This window comes from Candidatus Deferrimicrobiaceae bacterium (genome assembly GCA_036504035.1).
Lineage (GTDB): Bacteria > Desulfobacterota > Deferrimicrobia > Deferrimicrobiales > Deferrimicrobiaceae > JANXPS01.
In genome coordinates this window covers 148776-162933 of sequence record DASXVV010000008.1, presented here as the reverse complement: position 1 = coordinate 162933, position 14158 = coordinate 148776, and the positions used below count along the sequence as shown (strand labels likewise).

Sequence of the window (14158 nt, the reverse complement as noted above, 5' to 3'; positions counted from 1 at the left end):
CCCCCGATTCGGGACAAAAGCCCAAACTATCATTATAATCGAACCATGACGTGCAATGTTTCCGGAATCCTCTCACACCACGGCGAGATCACCCTCCTGATCGCTTCCGCGGCGCTGGTCTGCAATGTGCCGCTGGGATACCTGCGGGAGGGGGTCCGCAAGTTTTCCCCGGCCTGGTTCCTCTTCGTCCACCTGTCCATCCCGCTGATCGCGGGCTTTCGCATCTTCAATCACCTCCACAACTGGGTCATCCCCGTCTTCATCGCCTGCGCGGTTGTCGGGCAGATCCTCGGCGGGCGGCTTCGCCGGCGAAGGATGCGCGGTTGACGCGCCGGAAAGACGGCAAGAGGCCCCGCGCCCGCCGGCCCAACCTGCTCTCGGGCGCCGTCGACGAGCTTCTCGGCAACCTGGGGCTTCCGGCGATCCGGGCGCTCGTCCGGCTGTCGCAAGGCTGGGAGTCGCTTTGCGGCGCGCTGCTCGCCCAAAAGACCGCGCCCGCCGACCTGCGGGGCGGCGTGCTGACCGTCCTGGTCTGCAACCACTCCTGGGCGCAGGAGCTCCAGTTCTCGAAACCGCTGCTGCTGGAGCGAATCCGGGGAATGCTGGGCGAGGGCGTGGTCGCCGATATCCGCTTCTCGGTCGGGCCGCTGCCGGAAGCAGACCCGGAGGAAACCGACGCGCCTTCCGGGCGCCGCCCCCCTTCGACCGTCCCGCTCCCCGAGCCCGACGGGCTCTCCGAAATCGACGACCCCGAGCTGCGCGCCACCCTGCTCTCGATCCAGCGCCGCGCCTTCGACCTCGCCCACCGCTGAGGGGGCGGGCACGGCTCCCGAGGCTTCGCGTTACGGGTATCCCCTTTCGCGGGACGTCTTGCTCGGCTATCCATGGCCTCACGGCGACTCCATACCCCTCGCGCCGCCTTCCATGGCGGCTACACCCGCTCGGGGCATAGGCCCGCTTCAGGGGACACCCTTGGCCGCTTCGCCTCGGGAGGGTATGCCCGGTCGATTCGGATGCCCCCGCTTGTGGATAAAAACGTTGCGGCTGATGACGGAGTGAACGGCCCCCACCCCGGAACGCAGGATTCCCGGGCATCGACACCAAGGCAATACAAAAGGGCGGCTCCCTTGCGGGGGCCGCCCTCTTTATTGCCTTGGTTCCGGAGAAACGACTACTTGAAGAGCGCCTTGACGTATTCGCGGTTGAGGTGCGCGATGAACTGGACGTTGATGCCCTTGGGGCACGCCGCCTGGCACTCGTAGTGGTTGGAGCAGTTGCCGAAGCCGCAGTCCTGGAGCGCCTGGACCATGGCCTTGACGCGCTCGGCCGCCTCGACCTGGCCCTGGGGCAGCGCGGCGAACTGCGCGACCTTGGCGCTCGTGAACAGCATGGCCGAGCCGTTGGGACAAGCCGCCACGCAGGCGCCGCAGCCGATGCACTCGGCCGCGTCCATCGCGTATTCGGCGATGGGCTTGGGGATCGGAGTCGCGTTGGCGTCGGGCGCGCCGCCGGTGTGGACCGACGTGTAGCCGCCCGCCTGCATGATCTTCTCGAGGCCTTCGCGATCGACGATGAGATCCTTCACGATGGGGAACGCTTTGGCGCGCCAGGGCTCGATGTAGATCGTGTCGCCGTTCTTGAACTTGCGCATGTGGAGCTGGCAGACCGTGGTGCGCTCCTGGCCACCGTGCGGCACGCCGTTGATGACCTGGGAGCACATGCCGCAGATGCCCTCGCGGCAATCGTGGTCGAACACGATCGGCTCCTTGCCGGTCTTGATCAGGTCTTCGTTGACCACGTCGAGCATCTCGAGGAACGAGTGGTGCTCGGTGATGCCCTTGGCGACGTAGGTCTCCATGCGGCCGGGGGCATCGGCGTTGGGCTGCCGCCAGACGATGAGCGTGAGCGTCATCGTCCCGTGTGCGCCATGATCGTCATGGCCGCCGTGACCGCCCACCTGCGCGGGGGTCGTCTCTTGCGCGTTGTGATCGTTATGGCCGCTCATTATTTGTAGCTCCTTACCGCGAGGTGGATGTTTTCGAACTTCAGCGGTTCCTTATGGAGTTCGGGCTCCTTGCCGACGCCCTTGTACTCCCACGCGCCGACGTAGCAGAAATCGGCATCGTTGCGCTTGGCCTCGCCGTCGTCGTACTGGTATTCGACGCGGAAGTGGCCGCCGCACGACTCGTTGCGGTGCAGCGCGTCGCGGCTGAGCATCTCGGCGAATTCGAGGAAGTCGGCCGTGCGGCCGGCGTTCTCGAGCTGCTGGTTGAGCTCGGCGCCGGTGCCGGTGACCTTGACGTTCTTCCAGAATTCCTCGCGGATGCCGGGGATCTTCTCGATGGCCGTGGTCAGGCTTTTCTCGGTGCGCGCCATGCCCACGTTTTCCCACATGCAGGTGCCGAGCTCGCGCATGAACTCGGTGACGGTCTTCTTGCCGTTGATGTTGAGGAACTTGTTGGCGCGGTCCTTGACGTCCTGAATGGATTTTTTGCACTCGGCGTGTTCGGCCTTGACGACACCCGGCTTGGTCTGCGCCAGGTAGTGGGCGACGGTGTTGGGGATGACGAAGTAGCCGTCGGCCAGCCCCTGCATGAGCGCCGAGGCGCCCAGGCGGTTGGCGCCGTGGACCGAGAAGTTGGCCTCGCCCAGGACGAAGAGGCCCGGGACGTTGCTCATGAGGTTGTAGTCGACCCAGAGGCCGCCCATCGCGTAGTGGGGAGCCGGGTAGATGCGCATCGGCGTCTTGTAGCCGTTCTCGTCGGTGATGCGCTCGTACATCTCGAACAGGTTGCCGTAGCGCTCGCGGATCGTGTGCTCGCCCAGCCGCTGGATGGAATCGGCGAAATCGAGGTAGACGCCGCGGCCGCCGGGACCGACGCCGCGGCCGTCGTCGCACTGCTCCTTGGCCGCGCGCGACGCGATGTCGCGGGGGGCCAGGTTGCCGAAGCTCGGGTACTTGCGCTCGAGGTAGTAGTCGCGGTCGGCCTCGGGGATCGAGCCGGGGACCTTGCCGCAGTCTTCCGCCTTCTTGGGAACCCAGCAGCGGCCGTCGTTGCGGAGAGACTCGGACATGAGCGTCAACTTGGACTGGTAGTCGCCGGCCTGCGGGATGCAGGTGGGGTGGATCTGCGTGTAGCAGGGGTTCGCCATGAGGGCGCCCTTCTTGACGGCGGCCCAGTTGGCCGTGACGCTGCAGCCCATCGCGTTGGTGGACAAGTAGAAGACGTTGACGTAGCCGCCGGTGCACAGCAGCACCGCGTCGCCGGTGTGGACGCGGATCTCGCCGGTGATGAGGTCGCGGACCGTGATGCCCTTGGCTTCGCCGTCGACCACCACGAGGTCGAGCATCTCGGTGCGGCTGAACATCTTGACCGTGCCCGCCTTGATCTGGCGGGAGAGCGCCGAGTAGGCGCCCAGCAGCAGCTGCTGGCCGGTCTGACCGCGGGAGAAGAAGGTGCGTGACACCTGCGCGCCGCCGAAGGAGCGGTTGTCGAGGTAGCCGGCGTAGTCGCGGCCGAACGGCACGCCCTGCGCGACGCACTGGTCGATGATGTTGTTGGAGACCTGTGCGAGGCGCCAGACGTCGGCTTCACGCGCGCGGAAGTCGCCGCCCTTGATCGTGTCATAGAAGAGGCGCTGGATGCTGTCGCCGTCGTTGGGGTAGTTCTTGGCGGCGTTGATGCCACCCTGCGCGGCGATGGAGTGGGCGCGGCGCGGGCTGTCCTGGTAGCAGAACGCCTCGACGTTGTACCCGAGCTCTCCCAGCGAGGCCGCGGCAGCGCCGCCGGCGAGGCCGGTTCCTACTACGAGGATCTTGTATTTGCGCTTGTTGGATGGGTTCACCAGCTTCATGTCGAAGCGGTGCTTGTCCCAAGACTTTTCGATCGGTCCGGTCGGACACTTTCCGTCGAGTATCACTGGTGGCCCCCTATTTGGTCAAAATGCCGGTAATGATCGAAACCGGGATCAAGCAGAAGCCCAGGAGCATCAGCGTGGCCAGCACCTTGCCGAAGGTGGTGAACTTCGGGAGCGCGTTGACGTTGCTGAGCCCGAGCGACTGGAACAGGCTCTGGATGCCGTGGGACAGGTGGCAGAAGAGCGCGATCATGGCGGCGACGTACACGCCGGTGACCGCGGCGATGTTGAAGCTGCCGACAACCATGGCATAGACGTCGCCCGGCTTGGTGGCGGCCGCTTCGGCGGTGATGTCGGGCGTGATGCGGACCGTGAACTGAAGCAGGTGATAGACCAGGAAGGCGAGGAGGAGCAGGCCGGTCCAGATCATCGTCTGGCTGAAAAAGGTGGCCTTGAGCATCCGGTTGACGGCGTACTTGTTCGGATTGGCGTCGCTGTTCTCCATCGTCAGGATGATGCCGAAGAAGAGGTGGGTGACGAGGAAAACGCCCATCACGATCCGGATGACCCAGACCAGCGGCCCGAGCGCGTGGAGATGTTCCGCGTAGGCGTTAAGCATTTCACGCCCGGCAAAGATGGTGGAATTGCCCAGCAGGTGCCCGACGACGAACAGGAGCATGAACAGCCCCGTCAGGCCCATCAGCACCTTTCTGCCTACTGCATTCGCGAATAGTGACATGGTTCCTTCCCTTTATCGTGGATTTTCCTGCACGAACGCGCATTCCGGGAACAGCCGCCGAAACAGCCGCTTGTAACATTGTTTGAAGATTGCCGGACAGGTACTGTGCCCCATAAGATAGTCCCGTCCGCAACCGGATGTCAACTGTCGACACGCGTTGAAATCGCGTATTCTTTCGGCGCTCCGCTACTTCCGGATCATCCCGTCGAAGACCCGTTCCATGTCGGCGTGGTAGACGCCTTTCGATGCGTATTCGACCAGCGGCGGGAGCACGGAAACGTCGCGGGACCGCCCCCCTTTCCGGCCCGAGAACAGGACCCGCCCCGCGGGCTTTCCGGAGTACGGATGGACGAACCGGAGCGTCTCGGGCGCGATGCCGGCGCCGGCGGCGGCGGCGAACAGCTCCTTGAGGCGGGAGGCGAGCGTGACGAGGGCGAACCGCCCGCCCGGCGGCAACGCCCGCGCGGCGGCCCCGAACAGCGCGGGCAGCGTGCAGGTCAGCTCGTGCCGGGCGATCGCGCGGCTCTCGTCGGGGTTTCGCCGTCCCTCCCCCGCTCGCCGGAACGGCGGGTTCGACACGACCAGCCCGAACGCGGCGGGGGGAATGTCGGTCGACGGCTCCCGGAAGTCGCCGGCCACCATCGCGATCCGGTCTTCCAGGCCGTTTTCGGATACGTTGCGCCGCGCGCACTCGAGGAGCGCCGGCTGGATCTCGACGCCCAAGCCGCGACGAAGCCCGGGACACTTGCGGGCCAGGAGCAGCAGCACGACGCCGCAGCCGGTGCCCAGATCGAGCGTGTCGGGGGCGCAAAGGGGGGCGGCGAAATCGGCCAGCAGGACGGAGTCGACCGAGAAGCGATAGCCGCCTTCGGGCTGGCGGATCGAGAGGGCGGCGAAACCGAGGCGGTCGGGGGCGGAAGCGTCGCCGCTTCCGCCCCCTGAGCCCATCATGCGCGGGTCAGCCGACCCGCTCATTCCCGTTCGCGAAGATCAGGAGGCCGGTGCCGATCTTCGGGTAGAAGAAGGTGGACTTCTGCGGCAGCACGTGGCCCGACAGGGAGACGTCGCGGAACTCCTTGACCGTGACGCCGGTCATGAAGAAGGCGAGCTGCACCGCGCCCGAGGCGAGGTCGGCCTCGGCCTTCGCCGGGTCTTTGTAGTACTTGACGAACTGCCCTGCGGTCACCGATTCCTGGGAGATGCCGAGCATCTGCGCCATCAGGAAGCCGTGCAGCAGGACGACGTCGAGCGTGCGCAGCTCGGGCGGGAACATCGACAGGTGTTCGTCGGCGAACTTCCGGACGTCGGGGAACGAGATCACGTGATACTTGTCGCCACCCGCGCTCCAGGAGATGGCCTTGCCGTTCCGGCTCGCTTCCTCGACGGCGTGGATGGCGTCGCGGGGGCTGCCTTCCCGCGTCTCCATCGGAAGGACCGCGCGCAGCTTGGCCGCGAACGCCTCCTCGGAGAAGCCGGGGACGGAATGGATGCCGCGGTGGGTGGGCAGGATCACGATCCCCTTGTCGTCCATGTTGCAGAGGAACATGAGGACATGCTCGTATGCCGCGTCGGGCGCGGTGCCGTACTTCGCCCGCTGCTCTTCGCGGAACCCGAAAGCCGTTTCGTAACGGTGGTGCCCGTCGGCGATGAAGACCCCCCGGTCCTTCATGAGATCGGTGGCCTTGGCGATGGCCGCCGCGTCGGTGACGATCCAGACGCGGTGCTTGACGCCGATGTCGTCGACGGCCGTGAAGGAGGGATCCTTCGCCATCCCGGCGGTCAGCGCCGCGCGGACCTCGTCGGACGGGTCGGAGTAGAGGCCGAAGATCGGGCTCATGTTCGCCTCGGTCACGCGCATGAGCGCCTGCCGGTCGAGCTTGGGGCCGGAGAGCGTCCGCTCGTGCGGGAACACCTCGCCCTCGCCGAACGCGGAGAGCTTCAGGGCGCCGAGAAATCCCTTCCGGACGAAGTGGCCCATCCCCGCGATGTCGTACTCCTGCTCGTAATAGTAGAGCGCCGGCTTGTCGTCGCGGACCAAGGTGCCGTCATCGAGCCACTGTGCGTAGTACGCCGCGGCGCGCGAGTACTTGTTGCACGTCTCGTCGTCGTCGGGCTCGGCGATGCCGAAGTCGATGTGGACGATGTTGCGCGGATGGCGCTCGTGCAGCTTCTTCTGCTCTTCGGGCGAGATGACGTCATAGGGAGGGGCGACCACCTTCGTGAAGTCGTTCCCGCCGATCTTGCCGGGATTGAAATGGATGCCGCGGAACGGTCTGACGATGGGCATGGCTATCTCCTTCCTTGCAGGTGATCGGTGATGGTGCGGAAGGGGACGGCCCCCTCCCGGATGCAGGCGATTTCGCCTTGGCGCGAGACACGAACGACGGTGGACGGCGTTCCCGAGGCGGCCGGGCCGTCCCACAGCAACCAGTCGGCGTCGCCGGAAAACTCGGACAGCAGCGATTCTGCGTCGCGCCAGAGGCCGGGCTCGCCCGATCGGTTGGCGGACGTGCCGGTGACGGCACCCCCGGCGGCGGCAGCCAGCGCACGCGCGACGGGGTGGGCGGGGACGCGAAGCCCAACGGTGTCGCCGCCCCCCGTGACCTCGGCCGGCAGCCCGGCGGCGGCGGGAAGCACCAGCGTGAGGGCTCCGGGCCAGAAGCGGGCCATCAGCCTCGCGGCGACGGCCGGGACCTCGGCAGCCCACGCCGCGGCGCAATCCGGGCCGGACAGAAGCAGCGGCAGCGGCTTGCCCGCCGCGCGCCCCTTGGTGCGCACCAGCCGGGCCAGCCCCTGCGGCGACCGGGGATCGACCCCCATCCCGTAGAGCGTGTCGGTCGGGTAGATCACCAGCCCCCCCGACCGGAGCGACCGGATCGCGTCGGCTGGAATCCCGACGCCCCCGGAGACATCCGCGAGACGGATCATGCCTGCGCGGACGCGCTCTCGATCAGCAGCAGCTCGCCCTCGGGCCGCCCGACCGCACGAGAAATGACCGGGCACTTGCAGCGGAGCAGGAACCATCCGTTGGACAGCTTGCCCGACAGCGTCTCGAAGTTGCCCTGCCCCTTGGAAAGCACGAGGTCGGCGGCGTGGAGCCGCTCCCGGAATTCGGGAGGGCACTGCGCGAGGTCGGTGCCGATCGCGCGGTTGCCGTTGGAAAAGAGCTCCCCGTACTGCTGGAGGCCGATCTCGCGCGCCTCGTCGATCGTCAGGTCGTCGATGACCGGCCCGCCCTTGGCCGCGATCCAGACCCTCTTGCCGGCGCGGTTGAGCCACGCGAGCAGCGGCACGTCGAACGCCGCCTCGCCCGCGTTGTCGAGCAGCACCCCGACGGTCCGCGCCCGCCCGACCTGCGTCCGGAACGATTCGGGCAGGACGAACGCAGCCGCCATTTCCTCGATGCGGGCGATCTCCCGGTCTTTCTGCGCGTCGTCGATGATGCCGGAATCCATGATGTTGGCGAGGGCGGCCAACCCGACCGCAGCGGCCAGCGGGTCGGGCGACGCCGAAACGAAGTCGAGGGCGCGGCGGGAAGTCTCGCCGAAGCGCGCCAGCTCGCGGCGCTTGAGCGCATGGAACGGGTCGTCGGCGCCGAGCGTCTCGCGGATGGTCGCCTGGAGGTCGGAGGCGAGCGCGGCCGGGGGACGGCCGGCCGGCAGCGCGTGGAGCATCGAGGCGATCCTTCCGGCGAGGGCGAGCCGAAGGGTTTCCGGCGCCCCGTGCGCTCGGGCAGCCAGGTCGGCCTGCCGGAAGAAGCAGGGATAGCATTCGGAGGCGAGGGTGATCATCGGCAAGGGTTACAGCTTCGCGGCCGCCTCGGCGACGGCCTCGGCCATCGCGACGCGCTTCCCCCGGAGCTTGTCGCGCAACGACGGATCTGCCGTCGCCAGGATCTGGACCGCGAGGTGGCCCGCGTTCTGCGCCCCTGCCTTGCCCACGGCGACCGTGGCGACGGGGATGCCCGCGGGCATCTGGACCGTCGAGAGCAGCGCGTCGAAGCCGGCCAGCGGGGTCCCTGCGAGCGGAACCCCGATGACGGGCAGCACGGTCAGCGACGCGACGACGCCCGCCAGGTGCGCGGCGGCGCCCGCCCCGGCGACGATCACCGAGTAGCCGTCGGCCTCGGCCTTCGATACGAGATCGTGGGTGCGCTGGGGCGAGCGGTGGGCCGAAGAGACGGTGAGCGTGGATTCGACGCCGAACTCTTCGAGAACCTTGACCGTCTCGCGCATCGTGTCGGCGTCGGAGGCGCTTCCCATGAGGATGAGCACTTTTCCGGACATGGGCTCACATCCCTCCACGATCGAGCGCCTTCTTCCCGATGTCGGCGCGGTAGTAGGCGCCTTCCCAGTCGATGGCGTCGACGGCCTTGTAGGCGCGCCGGATGGCGGCGCGCAGGTCTTCGCCGATGGCCGTGACGCCGAGCACCCGTCCGCCGGCGGTCACGAGTTTCCCGTTCTCGATCGCGGTGCCGGCGTGAAACACCTGGACGTCGCCCAGCTTTTCGGCCTCGTCGATGCCCGCGATCGGCATCCCCTTGCGATAGGCGCCCGGGTAGCCCGAAGACGCCATGACGACGCACACCGTCGGCCGCGGGTCGATCTCGAGCGTCGCGTCGGTCAGGCGACCCTGCGCGCACTGGAGCATCAAGGGGACGAGGTCGTTCTTCATGCGCAGGAAGAGCGGCTGCGCCTCGGGGTCGCCGAAGCGGACGTTGAACTCGAGCACCCGGGGGACGCCGTACTCGATCATGAGCCCCGCGTAGAGGATGCCCCGGTAGCGGATGCCGGCGGTCCGCAGGCCGGCGAGCAGCGGCTCGAACACCTCTTTCATCACCCGGCGGTCGACCTCGGGAGTGACGACCGGCGCGGGCGAATAGGCGCCCATGCCGCCGGTGTTGGGGCCAGCGTCGTTGTCGCCGATCCGCTTGTGGTCCTGCGAGCTGGGCAGCGGCACGACCTTTTCGCCGTCGGTGAAGACGATGTAGGACGCCTCCTCGCCGGGCAGGCACTCCTCGACGACGACCCGGTCGCCCGCGTCGCCGAAGACCCGGTCGACCATCACCTGGCGAAGGAACGTCACCGCCTCTTCGTAGGTGCCTGCGACCGCGACGCCCTTGCCGGCCGCCAGCCCGTCGGCCTTGACGACCACCGGAAGCCGATGCGTCAGCACGTACTGCTCGGCGTCGTCGTATTCGTCGAACACGCGGAAGGGCGCCGTGGGGATGCCGCACGAGGCAAGCATTTCCTTCATGAACACCTTGGAGCCCTCGAGCTGCGCCCCCGCCTTGTCGGGGCCGAAGACGGGGATGCCGGTCGACGCCAGCGCGTCGGAGAGCCCCAGCACCAGCGGGATCTCGGGGCCGACTACCACGAGCCCGACGTGCTTCTCGACGGCGAAGGCGCACAGCGCCGCCACGTCGTCGGCCGGAATGGCGACCAGCTCGGCATGGCGGGCGATGCCGGGATTGCCCGGCGCCGCGTAGATCTTGTCGACCAGCGGGCTCTGCGCGATCTTCCAGGCCAGCGCATGCTCGCGCCCCCCGCCGCCCACCAACAGCACCTTCATCTGCATCTCCGCCCCCCGACCGGATTAATGCCGGAAGTGGCGGACGCCGGTGAACACCATCGCCATCCCGTGCTCGTCGGCCGCCGCGATCAGCTCGGCGTCGCGCACCGAGCCGCCCGGCTGGATGACCGCCGTGGCGCCGGCCGCAGCCGCCGTGTCGAGCCCGTCGCGGAACGGGAAGAAGGCGTCGGACGCGATGACCGTGCCCTTCAAGGGCTTCTGCGCCTTCATCACCGCGATCTTGGCCGAGTCGACGCGGCTCATCTGGCCCGCGCCGACGCCCAGCGTGCGGTCCTTGAGGGCGAAGACGATCGCGTTGGACTTGACGTGCTTGCACACCTTCCAGGCGAACAGCAGCCCCTTGATCTCGTCGGGCGTCGGCTTGCGCTTGGTGACGACCTTGAGATCCTTCGTCGCCAGCGCATGGCGGTCGCGCGTCTGGAGCAGAAGCCCGCCGGACACCTTTTTCATCTCGTAGCCCGCTTCGGCCGCCCAGACATAGTCGTGCCCCGTCTCGAGTACCCGAAGATTGGCCTTGGCCGAGAGGATCTTCTTCGCCTCCTTGTCGTAGGACGGGGCGATGATCGCCTCGAAGAAGGTGCTGGCAACCGCCTTGGCGGTCTCGGCCGTCACGGGCCGGTTGAAGCCGATGACGCCGCCGAATGCGGAAACCGGGTCGCAGGCGCGCGCCTTGTCGAAGGCGTCGATCAGCCGGCGTCCCGTGCCCACGCCCGAGGGGTTGGTGTGCTTGATGATGACCGCCGCGGGCTCGGAGAATTCGAGCACGAGCTGAAGCGCCGCGTCGATGTCGACGATGTTGTTGTAGGAGAGCTCCTTGCCCTGGAGCTGGAGCGCGCCGCCGAGCGTCGGCTCGACGGGGAGCGTCGCATCGGCGTAGAACGCCGAGGTCTGGTGCGGGTTCTCCCCGTAGCGCAGCGTCTGCTTGCGGTTCCACTGGGCGGTGAAGGTGACCGGGTATTCGTCCTTCGCATCGGCGCCCTTGCCGAGGTAGTTGGAGATCGCGGCGTCATAGCGCGCGGTGAGAGCGAACACCTTGCGTCCGAGCTCGGCGTGCGTCTCCGCGTCGAGCTTCCCCTTGCCCTTGACCAGCTTCGCGAGGATCTCCTTGTAGTCGGCCGGATCGGTGACGACCGCGACGTCCTGGCTGTTCTTGGCCGCCGAGCGGAGCATCGTCGGGCCGCCGATGTCGATGTTTTCGATCGCCTCTTCGCGGGTGCAGCCCTTCTTCGCGATGGTCGCCTCGAACGGGTAGAGGTTGACGACCACCATGTCGAACGGGAGGATGCCGTGTTCCTTGATCGTCTTCATGTGCTCGGCCTTGCCGCGCACCGCGAGCAGCCCGCCGTGGATCTTGGGGTTGAGCGTCTTGACGCGGCCGTCGAGCATCTCGGGGAAGCCGGTGTAGTCCTCGATCAGCGTCACCGGAACCTTCTTCTGCTTGAGCGCCGTCGCCGTCCCGCCGGAGGCGTACAACAGGATGCCAAGCTTTGACAGCCCCTTCGCAAAATCGACGAGACCGGTTTTGTCCGACACGCTCAGAATCGCTCGCTGAATCTTGGCCATAGCGCACCTTCCTCTGTTGAAAGTAAGTTTGTCGTGGATGATTTAAGGCTTGATGGGGATCGCGCCCAGCAGCGTCTTCAGGTCGTCGTCGGCGAACTTGATGCCGAAACCCATGAACAACGTGCGAAGCTTCCGGTCCTTGCTGGCGATGTCGTCGACGCCGCCCGTCACGAACAGGTTTTTGACGATATCATAGTTGGCATAGGCCTTCAAATGGGGCCGGTCGTTCTTCCGGCTGAAGTTGAACGCCTCGGCGGCCACCGTCAACCGGTCGGGTATGACCTGGTAATCGACCCCCAGGCCGCCGGTGGATTCGATCACGCCCCCCTTGAACGTCAGCCCCGAGAAGCGCTTGGCGATCAGCGCGGAGAAGAGCAGCTTGTTCTCGTACTGGTCCTCGATCGTGCGGGTGGTCGTGCCGTTCACGACGTCGGTCGTGTCGAGCGTCTTCAGCTTGCCCTTCGGATCGTCGACGACCCCGACGAGGTAATACTTGTCGGCCGTCGGTTGCATGCGCACGGAAACATAGTGCTTGTAGTCGGAGCTCTGCGCCCGGTATTCGAGCCGGTAGTCGATGAACGTCTTGAGCGAGTCGCCCTTTCGCACCAGCTTGTTGATGCCGTCGAGCGTGTCGGAAAGCGACCCGGCCACCCCGTTGTCGCTGACCAATTTGCCCAGCGTCCCCTCGCCCCGCTCGATCTTCCCCATCACGACGTTCGCCGAGGAAAGCGTATTGTCGAGCTTCGCGGAGGCGGCCTTGAAGGAGGAGATGCTGTCGCGGACCCCCTCGCGGTTCTCGGCCAGGATGACGGTGGCGTTGTCGGCCATCGACCCCGCCTTGTCGGCCATCCGGCCCATCTTGTCGGCCGCCTCGTTGATCTTGCGGGCGAGCTCGGGCGTCTGATCCTTGAGCGTCTCGGAGAAGGCGCGGAGGTTGGCGATCGTCTCGCGCAGGTTCTCCTTGTTGGACGCGGTGACGTCCTTGAGGTCGGCCGACACCTTCTCGACGTTGGCGATGATGCGGTTCAGCCGGTCCTGGTTGCCGGAGACGATGGTGCGCAGCGCGATGCTGGTCTCCTTGACGTTTTTCAGGATCTCGCCGAGCGCCTGCTTGCCCTCGGGCGTGCCGAAGGTGCCGGCAAGGGAGTCGGTGAAACGCTTGATGTCGTCGCCGATCGCGGACACCTTCCGGACCAGCTCGTCGAGGTTCTGGGGGGACTGCGTGTTGACCATGGTTCCGCCGGCCGCCAGCGACTGGTCGACCGCCTTGCCGGGGAAGATCTCGACGTATTTCTCGCCGAGCATCCCCTGCGACTGGATCGAGGCCATGGAATCCCGGGGAATGCGGACGCCCTCGTTGATGCGGAGCACGAGGCGCGCATTGGTGCCGATCAGCTTGATCTCGTCGACCTTGCCGATGGGCACGCCGGCCATCTTGACGTCGGCCTTGGGCTCGAGCCCCGCCGCGGTCGTGAAATCCGCGATGATCGTGTAGCCCTTGCCGCCGACGCCGCCGTACTTGCTGACGCGGACCGCGAAAAACGTGAGGACCAGCAGTCCCAGCAGGACGAATATCCCCACCCGCGCTTCCTTCGACATCAGTTGACCTCCCGCCCATTCGGCTCGCCCTGTCGCCGGACGAACCTGACGAAATCTTCGTGCTCTGCCGTGATCGGCCCCTTGGCGCGTCCCTCGACGAACTGGGAGACGACGGGGCTGTCGCTGTGGCGGATCTCGTCGGGCGTGCCGACCGAGATAATCTTCCCTTTATACAGCATGGCGATCCGGTCCGCGATCTTGTAGGCGGAGGCCATGTCGTGCGTGATGGCGATACCGGTGACGCCGAGCGATTCGCGCAGCGCGACGATCAGCTCGTTGATGACGTCGGCCATGATCGGGTCGAGCCCGGTGGTCGGCTCGTCGTAGAGCAGGATCTGGGGCTCGGCGGCGATCGCGCGCGCCAGCCCCACCCGCTTCTTCATGCCGCCCGAAAGCTCGGCCGGCATCAACTGCGAGACGTTGCGCAGCCCTACCATCGCCAGCTTCTCCTCGACGAGGTTGAGGATCTGCTTTTCGGGATAGAGCCGGAGGCGCCGCAGCGCGAACGCCACGTTGTCGCCCACGGTCATCGAATCGAAGAGCGCGGCGCCCTGGAACAGCATGCCGAACTTCCGGCGGATGCGGACCAGCCCGCGCTCGTCCATCGCGGCGACGTCCTCGCCGTCGATGAGGATCGTGCCCGCCTCGGGCTTGAGCAGCCCCAGGATGCACTTGAGCAAGACGGACTTGCCGGTGCCGCTGCCGCCGATGACGACGGTGGTTTTGCCCTTCGGGATCTCGAGGTCGGTCCCGTCGAGCACGACCTTGCTGCCGAACCGCTTGCACAGCCCCTTGATCTCGATCATC

14 protein-coding genes are annotated in these 14158 nt (G+C 66.7%); 2 read left to right on the top strand and 12 right to left on the bottom strand.

What is annotated here, in order from left to right:
* Positions 1–45 precede the first annotated feature (45 nt).
* Positions 46–327 carry a hypothetical protein gene (locus tag VGK27_05430; protein ID HEY3489549.1) on the top strand — a complete coding sequence of 94 codons (282 nt, stop codon included), beginning with the start codon at positions 46–48 and terminating at the stop codon, positions 325–327.
* The gene (locus VGK27_05425; protein ID HEY3489548.1) at positions 324–812 is read left to right on the top strand and encodes a DUF721 domain-containing protein; all 489 of its coding nucleotides are present in this window, start codon (positions 324–326) and stop codon (positions 810–812) included. The genes VGK27_05430 and VGK27_05425 overlap by 4 nt, the downstream gene beginning before the upstream one ends.
* 359 nt (positions 813–1171) lie before the next feature.
* Here the strand turns inward: VGK27_05425 and VGK27_05420 are convergent, their stop codons facing one another.
* The 12 genes from VGK27_05420 to VGK27_05365 form a co-directional block, all read right to left on the bottom strand.
* Entirely contained in the window at positions 1172–2005 is an 834-nt protein-coding gene (locus VGK27_05420; GenBank protein ID HEY3489547.1) for a succinate dehydrogenase/fumarate reductase iron-sulfur subunit, read from the bottom strand.
* Positions 2005–3921, bottom strand: a complete 1917-nt coding sequence (locus tag VGK27_05415) for a fumarate reductase/succinate dehydrogenase flavoprotein subunit (GenBank protein ID HEY3489546.1) — start codon at positions 3919–3921, stop codon at positions 2005–2007. The genes VGK27_05420 and VGK27_05415 overlap by 1 nt, the downstream gene beginning before the upstream one ends.
* Positions 3922–3931: 10 nt before the next feature.
* Entirely contained in the window at positions 3932–4597 is a 666-nt protein-coding gene (locus tag VGK27_05410) for a succinate dehydrogenase cytochrome b subunit (protein ID HEY3489545.1), read from the bottom strand.
* Between the two features lie 186 nt (positions 4598–4783).
* Complete coding sequence (locus VGK27_05405; protein HEY3489544.1) at positions 4784–5548, bottom strand: methyltransferase; 765 nt, start codon at positions 5546–5548, stop codon at positions 4784–4786.
* A 7-nt stretch (positions 5549–5555) separates the two neighbouring features.
* Positions 5556–6884: a DUF1015 domain-containing protein gene (locus tag VGK27_05400; protein ID HEY3489543.1), complete on the bottom strand. Its 1329-nt coding sequence runs from the start codon at positions 6882–6884 to the stop codon at positions 5556–5558.
* A gap of 2 nt (positions 6885–6886) precedes the next feature.
* Complete coding sequence (locus VGK27_05395) at positions 6887–7525, bottom strand: L-threonylcarbamoyladenylate synthase (GenBank protein HEY3489542.1); 639 nt, start codon at positions 7523–7525, stop codon at positions 6887–6889.
* On the bottom strand, positions 7522–8388 hold the full coding sequence (locus tag VGK27_05390) for an ARMT1-like domain-containing protein (protein HEY3489541.1): 867 nt from the start codon (positions 8386–8388) through the stop codon (positions 7522–7524). Before VGK27_05390 ends, VGK27_05395 begins: the two co-directional genes overlap by 4 nt.
* Before the next feature lie 9 nt (positions 8389–8397).
* Positions 8398–8883: a 5-(carboxyamino)imidazole ribonucleotide mutase gene (gene purE, locus VGK27_05385; protein HEY3489540.1), complete on the bottom strand. Its 486-nt coding sequence runs from the start codon at positions 8881–8883 to the stop codon at positions 8398–8400.
* Between the two features lie 4 nt (positions 8884–8887).
* Entirely contained in the window at positions 8888–10168 is a 1281-nt protein-coding gene (gene purD, locus VGK27_05380) for a phosphoribosylamine--glycine ligase (protein ID HEY3489539.1), read from the bottom strand.
* A 24-nt stretch (positions 10169–10192) separates the two neighbouring features.
* Positions 10193–11752, bottom strand: coding sequence for a bifunctional phosphoribosylaminoimidazolecarboxamide formyltransferase/IMP cyclohydrolase (purH, locus tag VGK27_05375; GenBank protein HEY3489538.1), 1560 nt, complete (start codon positions 11750–11752; stop codon positions 10193–10195).
* A 42-nt stretch (positions 11753–11794) separates the two neighbouring features.
* A complete protein-coding gene (locus VGK27_05370; protein HEY3489537.1) occupies positions 11795–13351 on the bottom strand; it encodes an MlaD family protein in 1557 nt (518 codons plus the stop codon).
* Complete coding sequence (locus VGK27_05365) at positions 13351–14157, bottom strand: ABC transporter ATP-binding protein (protein ID HEY3489536.1); 807 nt, start codon at positions 14155–14157, stop codon at positions 13351–13353. Before VGK27_05365 ends, VGK27_05370 begins: the two co-directional genes overlap by 1 nt.
* Between the last annotated feature and the right edge of the window lies 1 nt (position 14158).